The organism is Mucilaginibacter sp., from assembly GCF_041663085.1.
Taxonomy (GTDB): Bacteria; Bacteroidota; Bacteroidia; order Sphingobacteriales; family Sphingobacteriaceae; genus Mucilaginibacter.
Window position 1 is genome coordinate 1 of sequence record NZ_JBAZRC010000163.1, and the last position, 10574, is coordinate 10574.

Annotated in this window: 10 protein-coding genes; 4 read left to right on the forward strand and 6 right to left on the reverse strand. The window is 42.0% G+C overall.

The window, feature by feature from the left end:
* Positions 1-540: 540 nt before the first annotated feature.
* From WC615_RS20405 to tgt, 3 genes are read right to left on the reverse strand one after another with little or no spacing between them, the layout of a single operon-like run.
* The gene (locus tag WC615_RS20405; RefSeq protein WP_372979905.1) at positions 541-1497 is read right to left on the reverse strand and encodes a DMT family transporter; all 957 of its coding nucleotides are present in this window, start codon (positions 1495-1497) and stop codon (positions 541-543) included.
* Positions 1497-2612, reverse strand: a complete 1116-nt coding sequence (locus tag WC615_RS20410) for an LptF/LptG family permease (RefSeq protein ID WP_372979906.1) — start codon at positions 2610-2612, stop codon at positions 1497-1499. The genes WC615_RS20405 and WC615_RS20410 overlap by 1 nt, the downstream gene beginning before the upstream one ends.
* Positions 2613-3743: a tRNA guanosine(34) transglycosylase Tgt gene (tgt, locus tag WC615_RS20415; RefSeq protein WP_372979907.1), complete on the reverse strand. Its 1131-nt coding sequence runs from the start codon at positions 3741-3743 to the stop codon at positions 2613-2615. It abuts the gene before it with no gap.
* 671 nt (positions 3744-4414) lie between these two features.
* On the opposite strand from tgt, the gene WC615_RS20420 reads away from it, so the two are divergent.
* Genes WC615_RS20420 through rsmG form a run of 3 tightly spaced genes read left to right on the forward strand, consistent with a single transcriptional unit; the run spans position 4415 to position 6745 of the window.
* On the forward strand, positions 4415-5533 hold the full coding sequence (locus tag WC615_RS20420) for a glycosyltransferase (RefSeq protein WP_372979908.1): 1119 nt from the start codon (positions 4415-4417) through the stop codon (positions 5531-5533).
* On the forward strand, positions 5524-6129 hold the full coding sequence (locus tag WC615_RS20425; RefSeq protein WP_372979909.1) for an RNA polymerase sigma factor: 606 nt from the start codon (positions 5524-5526) through the stop codon (positions 6127-6129). The genes WC615_RS20420 and WC615_RS20425 overlap by 10 nt, the downstream gene beginning before the upstream one ends.
* Entirely contained in the window at positions 6119-6745 is a 627-nt protein-coding gene (gene rsmG / locus WC615_RS20430) for a 16S rRNA (guanine(527)-N(7))-methyltransferase RsmG (RefSeq protein WP_372979910.1), read from the forward strand. Before WC615_RS20425 ends, rsmG begins: the two co-directional genes overlap by 11 nt.
* Positions 6746-6748: 3 nt before the next feature.
* Here the strand turns inward: rsmG and WC615_RS20435 are convergent, their stop codons facing one another.
* Positions 6749-8164 (reverse strand): M56 family metallopeptidase, encoded by a 1416-nt coding sequence (locus tag WC615_RS20435; protein ID WP_372979911.1) that lies wholly within the window; start codon positions 8162-8164, stop codon positions 6749-6751.
* The gene (locus WC615_RS20440; protein WP_372979912.1) at positions 8161-8538 is read right to left on the reverse strand and encodes a BlaI/MecI/CopY family transcriptional regulator; all 378 of its coding nucleotides are present in this window, start codon (positions 8536-8538) and stop codon (positions 8161-8163) included. Before WC615_RS20440 ends, WC615_RS20435 begins: the two co-directional genes overlap by 4 nt.
* A 245-nt stretch (positions 8539-8783) precedes the next feature.
* Between WC615_RS20440 and dprA the strand changes: the two genes are divergently transcribed.
* A complete protein-coding gene (gene dprA, locus WC615_RS20445) occupies positions 8784-9884 on the forward strand; it encodes a DNA-processing protein DprA (protein WP_372979913.1) in 1101 nt (366 codons plus the stop codon).
* Between the two features lie 70 nt (positions 9885-9954).
* Here dprA and WC615_RS20450 read toward each other — a convergent pair whose 3' ends face one another.
* A complete protein-coding gene (locus WC615_RS20450; protein WP_372979914.1) occupies positions 9955-10431 on the reverse strand; it encodes a histidine phosphatase family protein in 477 nt (158 codons plus the stop codon).
* Between the last annotated feature and the right edge of the window lie 143 nt (positions 10432-10574).

Sequence of the window (10574 nt, forward strand, 5' to 3'; positions counted from 1 at the left end):
CTACTCCTGCCAATTTTGATAAAATCTTATTTCCTTAGTTCGGTACACATTGCTTTGAATTTTAGGCGTATTTACCCGTATGAATTATTACCTTATTTAAACTGTTGTAATAAACTCATTTATAGACATATAAATGCTATTTTAAGGAGTTATAAAAACAAGTGCTAAAATAATTAGTATTTGGAATTTTAAAAGATGATTTTTATTTGTATTATTACATTATATAATCTATATATATAATTGATTTTCAAATTAATATATTTTTAATGTAATTTCAAGTCTTAGTTTAAAACTTGAAATTAAAGCGAAATATATGGCATGTTTATAACTTTAGCCGTGCTTAGTATTCAGTACACTAATTGATTTTTGAATTTGCCCCAGTTTCGACCGTAAATATTTTGACGACCCATAACTGCTCTGAAAATTATAATGGCTTATATGGGCTTAAAATGCCTTGAAAATTGAGGGCATACTTTGCCCCTACCCCCAGGGAAATGGGCGACATTTGACAGAGATTAGTAGAAAGATGAAGAGGTTAATTTACCTGTTACGGCGTTTAGCCACCTGCTTTTGAGCAACAGGAAACAGGAAGATAGTAGAGAGGATAATCACAGAACCAACCCAAAAACCTACCGACATTTTATTCATATCGCCGAAAAAAAGGAAGGCCATAATGATGCCGTACACCGGCTCGAGGTTGGTGATAAGGGCTACACGGAAGGCCGAAAGCTCGCGCATTACAGATACCCCGGCAACGTAGGCAAGAGATGTACACACCGTGCCAAGCAGGAAAAGATAGCCCAGATCGGCTGCTTTTGGGATCAGGAAACCGGCGGTGCCAACGGTGGCAAAAAGGTAAATTGTGATCCATAGCAGGGCACCTGATAGTTCATAGAAAGCTATTACAGGAGCCTCATGATGCTTTATCTGACGGCCGTTTATGATAGAAAAAAGACTTGCCAGTACGGCGCTTGCAAGGCCTGCTATTATACCCTTAGTGTATTGTGTTTCGAATTTGAAAATTAAAATAATGCCTGAAATGATTAAAATTCCGGCAATGATCTCCATTTTTGAGATGCGTTTTTTGTTGATTAAAGGCTCAAAAATGGCGGTAAAAAGTGTGATGGATGAGAGGCAAACCAGCGTTACAGGCACGGTAGAAAGCTTGATAGAAGCGAAAAAAAGTATCCAATGCCCGCCTACTAAGGCCCCTGTAAGCAGCAGTTTTACCAGGGTTTTTCGGCTAATTTTGAATGCAGTTTTGTTAAATTTGAAGTATAAAAACAACGAAACGCTGGCAATTAGCACCCTGTACCAAACCAAATTTACCGCCGAAATTGATATCAATTGGCCTAAAATACCGGTGAACCCCCAGATAAAAACGGTAAAATGGAGGATTAAAAGGTTCTTATTAACGCCCGAATTGGTATTTGAAACGCCTTTTTTCGACCCTGAAAGGGACGTTTTTTGTTCATTTGGTGAGCCTGTGCCGGTCATTATTTTGGCGCTTTTGCGATGAGGATATACCCCAATATCCCGAAAATTACGTTAGGCATGAGTACCGCAATAAGGGGTGGGAAGCCCCCTTTTATGGCAAAAACCAGTGCAAATTTGTTTACCACGATATAGGTAAAACAGATAAAAATACCAATACCCAAAGGCAAACCAACACCGCCACGCACCTTGCGGGAGGAGATTGAAACACCAATACAGGTGAGTACAAAGGCCGATAAAGGCTCTACAAAACGGCGATATTTTTCGAATTGCATATCAACAACAACACCCGTACTACGGGTTTTTTCTTTCTCGATACCCTTGTTTAAAACCGATAATGACATGGTTCCATAGATGTTACTTACCATGTTATCGTGGGCTTCAAAGTCAATCGGGCGCATATCTAAAACGGTATCAATGGAGGGTAAATTCTCTTTCAAAACCTCCTTTAAACCGTTAACATAGCGTATGGTTGCCATCTTAATTATCCAATGATTTCTAACCGAATCGAACGTAATACTGGTAGCGGTAAGCTTCTCTTTTAGCTCGTCACCGTCAAATTTTTCGAGGGTAAAGTTGTACCCGGTCTTAATCTGAGGGTCGTAAGTTTGCAGGTAAACAAAGGTACGTTTATCTAATTGGATGTGAACTTCGCTTTTTGACGGGTCATCATTTTTAAAGAAATGGGCGCTTTCAAAGCTTACTTTTAGCTTGTTTGTAAAGGGTAAAAGGTAAACATTGGCAAATAACGATACCACAAATATTAACCCTGCAGATAGGGCATAAGGCCGTAAAAAACGATAGAAACTGGCTTTACTTGTTAGTATTGGCACAATCTCGGTTTGGTTGGCCATCTTCGCTGTAAAGTAAATTACCGCCAAAAAATTAATTAATGGCGAAAGCAGCATCAGGTAAAATGGGATAAAACCTACGTAATATACAAAAATAACATCATGCACAGAGGTGTTATCGCCCAAAAAATTATCCAGGTGTTCAGATATATCAAACACAACAGATATCACCATAAAAATACCCAGTGTGAACACGAATGTGCCCAGGTATTTCCGTATGATATATGAATCTATAACGGTTAAATATCTGTCTAAAAAACGCTTCATTTACAATCTTTGGCCTAAACGGTTCACCATCATTTTCTTCCAGTCGTAAAACTCGCCGGCGATGATTTTATTGCGTGCTTCCTGAACTAACCATATGTAAAAGTGCAGGTTATGCAGGGTTGCTATCTGCGCGCCCAGCATTTCGCCGCTATGTATAAGGTGGCGCAGGTATGCTTTAGTATATACTGTATCGGCAAAAAGGTCGCTATCGGCTTCAATTGGCGAAAAATCGTTCTTCCACTTTTCGTTTTTGATGTTGATGATACCATTTTTTGTAAACAGCATACCATTGCGCGCGTTGCGGGTAGGCATTACACAATCAAACATATCAATACCTAAAGCAATGTTTTCTAAAAGGTTAACAGGTGTGCCTACGCCCATTAAGTAACGCGGTTTATGCTCAGGCAGTATATTACAAACAACCTCTGTCATGGCGTACATTTCTTCGGCAGGTTCACCTACGCTTAGGCCGCCAATGGCGTTGCCCTCACGCTCAAAAGAGGCTATTACCTCGGCCGAACGTACCCTTAGATCTTTATAAACCGACCCCTGTACAATAGGGAACAGGGTTTGGCTATAACCATACTTAGGTTCGGTAGTATCAAAGCGGTCGCAGCAGCGTTTAAGCCAGCGGTGCGTCATCTCTATAGAGCGTTTGGCATAGTTATATTCGCATGGGTAGGGGGTACATTCATCAAAAGCCATGATAATATCTGCACCAATAATGCGCTGAATATCCATCACATTCTCGGGCGTAAACAGGTGTTTAGACCCATCCACATGCGAGCGAAAGGTGACACCTTCCTCCTTTATCTTACGTACTTCGGTAAGCGAATACACCTGGTAACCGCCGCTATCTGTTAAAATAGGGCCTTCCCACCCATTAAATTTGTGCAAACCGCCGGCCTGTTCAATGGTATTTAAACCCGGCCTTAAGTATAAGTGGTAGGTGTTGCCTAATATTATCTGCGCCTTAATATCATCCTTCAGCTCGCGCTGGTGTACTGCTTTTACCGTGCCGGCTGTGCCAACAGGCATAAAAATAGGCGTTTGTATAACCCCGTGGTCTGTAGTTACCTCGCCCGCGCGGGCTTTAGAAAGGGGATCTTGTGCTGTTAAATTAAATTTCATTTATCCGTGCAAAATTAACAAAAGTTATGAGGTTTAACCTGTTGCTTTGTTAGTTAACTCGCCCCGGTTTTGCTATGTACCACTTGCGCTCGTCTGTGACGGGTGCTTAATATTGTTTAGCGTATGTGACGCGATAAATAGGGGCGATGAAATAGCGAGACCACGTTAAGCACTCGTCACAGACGAGCGCAAGGTGATTGGGTATGGGTAAATTAATGGATTGTTAGATTGTTGTGTTGGTGGTAGTTGTGTGGTGTTATTAGATTGTTATTTATTTATAGAGTGTAGGGCAGATCAAATAAACTTTAGATAATAATTATAGCGTTGCCTGCGGCCCGGGGTTTCCGCTTTTATCCAACGCATTTATGCCTTACTACGAACAAACCAACCCGTCATTGCGAGGTACGAAGCAATGACGGGCGGGAAAAATGGAAGATAATTTGCGTTAGGGAGCGGATACCGGCCTCGCGCCTAATGCCTGTCCGAAGGACTCCTTTGGAGTGCAGTATGAGCGGATAGCCCGGGCCGCAGGCAACGCCCCCTATATTATCATGAAAAAACACTTCAAGCCTCAACAATTTAACAATAGAACAATTCATCAATTTTCCCTATAAACAATACTCGCTTTTGTCACCTATTTTTAACAAATTTGCACCTTATTATCAAGGGGTTTGGAAGCTTATATTCACGAGGCGTTATTCGTTCTGTTTCAACTATGTTTTATTGTACAGCTGTATTACCTGTTAAGTAACCACAGCAGGCTTACCCGCTATGTACCCAATGAGGTGTTACCCGGCCCAACTGTGCCTGTATCTGTTATTATAAGCGCCCGTAACGAAGCCCGTAACCTAACCGAAAACTTACCTTATATATTACAGCAAAACTACCCCGATTATGAGGTGGTGGTGATAAACGATTGCTCGACGGATGAATCGGACATGATACTGCTGGAGATAAAACAGGAGTTTCCGCACCTTAAAATTGTAACCATTGCCGAGCATGCCCGTTACAAAACCGGCAAAAAGTTTGCCCTTACTTTGGGCATAAAAGCAGCGAAGAACGAACACCTTTTATTTACAGATGCCGATTGCAAGCCCGCTACTTTAAACTGGATTACCCGCATGGCGGCCGGCTTTACAGGTTCTACGCAAATAGTATTGGGTTATTCGCCTTATACCCGCACAAGTAATTTTCTGAACCCTTTTATCAGGTTCGAGACTTTAAAAACCGCTATTAATTACCTTTCGGCAGCCTTAACAGGGAACGCTTATATGGGCATTGGCCGCAACCTGGCGTACACAAAAACCTTGTTTTTTGGGGCAAAGGGGTTTGCATCGCACATGCACGTACTATCGGGCGATGATGATTTGTTTGTGAACCAAAACGCCACTGCCGATAATACCACTATAGAGATACACCCAGATACCTTTACATATACCGATGCCAAAACCACTTTGGGTGGCTGGTTCAGGCAAAAAAAACGGCATATGGGCGTGGGTAAACTTTATAAAAACAACCACCGGCGGGCATTAAGTTTTGATGCACTTAGCGGCTTTTTGTTTTACGTTTTATTTATATTGTGCCTGGTATTCAAATTTGAACCGCTTTTAGCCATTGGTGCTATGGTTTTTAGGCTCATACTGCAGTTAATTGTTTACCGCAAGGTATTTAAAAGGCTGAGTTGCGGCGATTTGATATGGTCATTACCTTTTTTGGATATGATATATTATATGTATTTAAACGTGTTTGGATTGATTGGCACATTTATTAAAACCACCAGATGGAAATAAATAAACATTTCACCGAAAACGCTAAGAACGACTTTCACCTGGTAGTAAAGGCAAGGCAGGGTAACCAAAAAGCCTATGCCGACCTGATGCACCGCTACAAGGATTCCATCTACTTTATGGTGCTTAAAATGGTTAATAACAAAGAGGATGCGATGGACCTTACCGTTGAAACCTTTGCCAAAGCATTTGAAAAACTGGAGAAATACCAACCCGAGTATGCTTTTAGCACCTGGCTTTTTCGCGTGGCTACCAATAACTGTATCGATTTTATACGCAAGAAAAAGCTGAACACACAATCCATCCACGGGATGATGGACGAGGATGGCGATGAAAAACCGCTGCAGATAAAATCGGATGTGTTGAACCCGGAGGAAACATCCATCAAAAAACAACAAACCGAAGAACTTAAATTACTGATAGAGAGTTTACCTATCCGTTACCGTAACCTGATAACCCTGCGTTACTTCGACGAACTATCGTACGAGGAGATTGCCCAGCAGCTCGACCTGCCACTGGGTACAGTTAAAGCGCAGTTATTTAGGGCCAGGTACCTGCTAGGTAATATCATTAACCGCTATAATAAGGATGACATCTGAGATCCTGACGAAATACTTCCCCGAAATTACTGCTGAGCAAAAAGCCCAATTTGCACAGCTGCAGGAGCTTTACACCCTGTGGAACAGCCAGATCAACGTAATATCCCGCAAGGATATCGACCTGCTGTATGAGCGCCATGTGCTGCACTCGCTTGGTATTGCCAAAGTAATGGCCTTTTTACCCGGCGAAAATGTGCTGGATGTTGGTACAGGCGGAGGCTTCCCGGGGATACCGCTGGCTATACTTTTCCCCGAAACCAATTTCCATTTAGTTGATTCTATCGGCAAAAAAATAAAAGTGGTTACTGAGGTTGCTGCGGCTTTAGGGTTAAAAAACGTTAAGGCAACGCATGCCCGTGCCGAAGAAATTAAAGAGCAGTTTGATTTTGTGGTATCTCGCGCGGTTACGCAGCTAAAGGATTTTTACCCGTGGGTAAAAGGTAAGTTTAAAAAACAATCGACCAATAAATTACCTAACGGGATACTGTATTTAAAAGGTGGGGACCTTACACAAGAAATTGCCGACGCGGGTTTAGCCGTTCAGCAATATCATCTCAAAGATTACTTTGAGGAGGAATTTTTTGAGACCAAGCAAGTGATCTACGTAAAGGGGTAAAGCTTATAAAGGCACTCCCTTTTCAATTGCCGGCGCTTTAACCGGCTTTTTTGGTTTTGCAGGCGATAGGGGCTCAGCTATCACTATATCTTCAACTTTAGGTGTTTTTTCGATAGCCGGAGAGGCTAACTTACTAACTTTAACCGGTTCATCAATCTTTATAACAGGCGGCGGAAACTTCACTTTACCAACTCTGTTTTTACGTGGTGCAGGAGGTGCAGGTGGTGGTGGCGGGGGTGAATTTTGCTCAACTTTAGCCGGTACAACAGGCGGTGGAAATTTGATTTTACCCTTAGACTTAGGTGGTAGGGGCGACGGTGGTGGCGGAAGTTTTCTTTTATCTGTATCAGCTTTTGCTTCTTCGCGTGCAACAATGGAAATATCTAACCCTTTTTGTTTTAAATCGGCTTTGTCTTTTTCAGTTAGGCCTTTCACAGTATATGCGGTTTTAACGCCGGTTGCGGGGTCGGTAAAAACAATCTTATCAGATATTCCGGAGATATTGTTTTTCGCATCGGTTAGCTTTAAGGCATATTGAGTACTGTCGATAATAGCCTTTGGCGGCGTCAGGTCTATCAGCCCATAATCCTTACTAAACACCAGTGTTGATGCGCAGAGCATGCCTGCGCAAAGCGGCAGCGCTGCCAGGTACTTTAGCCTTGCTAATTTACCTGATCGGTTTTTGTTTAACATAATGATCCTCTTTTTTAATAAATTATAATTGAAAAATGAATGTGTGATAGATGTACCCTGTATACCATAGGCATTGTTCAGTAAGAAAGAAGAGTAGGTGAGGGTGTCCTGCTCTTGTGCGGCCGTTTGTTCGTCAGCAATGTATTCATGTATGGTTTTAAGGCTGCGCTGGGCGAGGTAGATAAAAGGGTTAAACCAGTTTACAACCTTTAGGATCTCTAAAAAGATAATATCGACTGAATGTTTCTGACGGATGTGCACCATCTCGTGCGCTATAACCGTTTCGGCCTGGGGCACGTTGCTGCCGATGAACAGGTAATTAAAGAAAGAGAAGGCCGTGTTCTCATCACTCAGGTTAATCAGTTTATACTGATCCTGGTACATAGAATGATGGTTACGGGTAAGGATGTACAACTTACGCAGGCGGAACAGCAGCACAAAAAACGCGATGACAGCACCTGTTATATACAGGAATATTAAAGGCATATCAAAGTTGTTTTTCTGTGTAAGTGGATTTAGCTGTGCCCGTACGGGCTGTGTCCCCAACTCGGCCGATCTTAAAATGCTCAGTTGGGTAAGCGGCAAAATAAATGCTATTACGCAGCTAAATATCAGGTAAACACGGCCCAGTGTGTAATGGGTATCGCGGTTTAAAAACAGGCAATAGCACAAATAAAATACCCCCAGGTATATATTTGCCTCAATAAGGTAATGCAGCCAGCTCATTTTTTTTGAGATTTAAGTTTGTTAATTAACTCGGTCAGTTCATCAAGTTCTTTTAGCCCCAGGTCTTTCTCATCGGCTATGAATGATACCAGGCTTTTGTAGGAGTTATCGAAATAATTGCTCATCAGCTTATCAAACGTGAACTTTTTGTAATCGTCTTCGCTGATAAGCGGGAAGTACACATGCGAGTTGCCGTACGCTTTATGATCTATAAATCCTTTACCCTCCAGCACGCGCACCACGGTTGACACGGTGTTGTACGCGGGTTTTGGTTCGGGAATTTTTTCCAGGATCTCTTTCACGATCCCTTCTTTTAATTGCCACAGTATCTGCATGATCTGTTCTTCGGCCTTGGTAAGTTCTTTAAGTTTCATAGCAAACTATTTTTATAGTTAAGCTAAGGTAAAACTATTTTTGTAGTTTGCAAACTATTTTTATAGTTTTTGTAAGAAAATATTTGGCATTAAGTAAATGGGGTGTCAGTCTGAGCTTGTCGAAGACCTATATACGCGACAAATGGTTCGACAGGCTCATTATGATAACAACTTGAAATATATTTTCAGCTATAAATGCTAATTATTTTAGGATAATTTTATACTTTAGGGCATCACGATACGCCATGTCCATACTACACCAGGTTGCTTTAACATTTATCAAAGAAATAGGCCATACAAAGGCTAAGATGATGCTTGCTCATTTTGGGGATGCGGAAGAGGTTTTCAAAATTGGTGAAGCAAAATTGAAAAAAATACCCGGAGTAGGAGAGAAATTGAGAGGGCGTTTAAATTTTGATGAGGCCTTAAAAAGGGCCGAAGAAGAATTGAAGTTTATTGAGAAAAACGGGGTTGATGTTATCTTTTATACAGATGCCCGTTACCCGCGCAGGTTAAAAAACTGTACCGATTCGCCCGTATTATTATATAGTAAAGGCAATGCCAACCTTAACCAGTACCGTTGTGTGAGTATAGTGGGTACGCGCAACGCTACCGATTATGGCAGGCAATTATGCAAGCAACTGGTTGAAGAGCTGGCAGAATATAATGCTTTAGTAATAAGCGGACTTGCGCATGGTATTGATGTTGCCGCGCACAAAGAATGCCTTAAATATAATGTACCCACAATTGGTGTTTTGGGCCATGGCTTGGATAGGTTTTACCCTCATCAGAATAAAATTACGGCAGATAAGATGATGGAAAACGGGGGGATATTGTCTGAATACCCATCAGGCACCAAACCCGACAGGCAGAATTTTCCTGAACGTAACAGGATTGTAGCGGGTATGGCCGATGCTACCGTAGTAGTAGAAGCAGGCCTTAAGGGGGGCGCATTGATCACTGCCGAAATTGCCAATAGCTATAACCGGGATGTTTTTGCTTTCCCGGGCAGGCTGGGTGATGAGTATTCTGAAGGGTGTAACTTCCTGATCCGTAATAATAAAGCAGCCTTACTAACCTGTGTTGCCGACCTGGCCTACAGTTTAGGGTGGGAAAAAAATACCGAAGCTAAAAGCGCACCTGAACAATTGTTGCTCCCCATAGATCTATCGGCAGATGAACGCGCGGTTTATGAAATTATACAACAAAATAAAACCCCGCTGGCTATTGACGATCTTTCCATCAAGGCAAATATGTCCATGAGCCTGCTGGCTATGACCCTGCTTGACATGGAACTGCAGGGGTTTATCCGCTCGTTACCGGGTAAGATGTACCAGGTTAATTAAGTGTGTAGTTTTGAGTCCGAAGTCTTAAGTCGGATTGGGGACTATGGACTTAAAATTTTTCGAATTAAGACTAATCCTTTGAGGTATCGTAATGGGTGAGTTTGCCCGCGTGCTCATGCAGCTCGTTCCAGCTTTCAACATCAAATTCTATTACCGCAACCGAGCATGGCGGCACATCTTTTATAGCACCGCTTAAGTAGTACAGTACCTGGCTAATGCCCGGGTTATGGCCAACAAGGGCTATAAAATTATGTTCTTCGGGCAAGTTATAGATCACTTTGAGCAAGGCGTTTTCGCTTGCATCGTAAATATCTTTATTGGTTATTGCTTTGGGTAAACCGGTTTCCTGCGTAAAAACATTTGCTGTAGAAAGGGTACGTAAAGCAGGGCTGGCCACAATAATTTCGGGTTTTATGCCTTCGGCAATTAACCTTGATGCCATTAATTCGCACTGCTTAAAACCTTTGTCGGTTAAAGGGCGCTCAAAATCTGCATATCCGCTTTCGTGGGTTGCTTTGGCATGGCGTATCAGCAATAGCTTTTTCATATATAATGGCTTATTATAATTACAGCTAAATTGTTGTATTGTTTACAAATTCTGAGATCGGTTGCTCAGGCATATCATACATGCATTTAAAATGGCCAAGCGGGCATTTTTCAAGTCCGAATTTGGAGCAGGGGCGGCAACTG

Coding starts and splice junctions, on each gene's coding strand:
- WC615_RS20405 (WP_372979905.1), bottom strand. CDS start 1,497: ATGACCGGCACAGGCTCACCAAATGAACAAAAAACGTCCCTTTCAGGG.
- WC615_RS20410 (WP_372979906.1), bottom strand. CDS start 2,612: ATGAAGCGTTTTTTAGACAGATATTTAACCGTTATAGATTCATATATC.
- tgt (WP_372979907.1), bottom strand. CDS start 3,743: ATGAAATTTAATTTAACAGCACAAGATCCCCTTTCTAAAGCCCGCGCG.
- WC615_RS20425 (WP_372979909.1), top strand. CDS start 5,524: ATGGAAATAAATAAACATTTCACCGAAAACGCTAAGAACGACTTTCAC.
- rsmG (WP_372979910.1), top strand. CDS start 6,119: ATGACATCTGAGATCCTGACGAAATACTTCCCCGAAATTACTGCTGAG.
- WC615_RS20435 (WP_372979911.1), bottom strand. CDS start 8,164: ATGAGCTGGCTGCATTACCTTATTGAGGCAAATATATACCTGGGGGTA.
- WC615_RS20440 (WP_372979912.1), bottom strand. CDS start 8,538: ATGAAACTTAAAGAACTTACCAAGGCCGAAGAACAGATCATGCAGATA.
- dprA (WP_372979913.1), top strand. CDS start 8,784: ATGTCCATACTACACCAGGTTGCTTTAACATTTATCAAAGAAATAGGC.
- WC615_RS20450 (WP_372979914.1), bottom strand. CDS start 10,431: ATGAAAAAGCTATTGCTGATACGCCATGCCAAAGCAACCCACGAAAGC.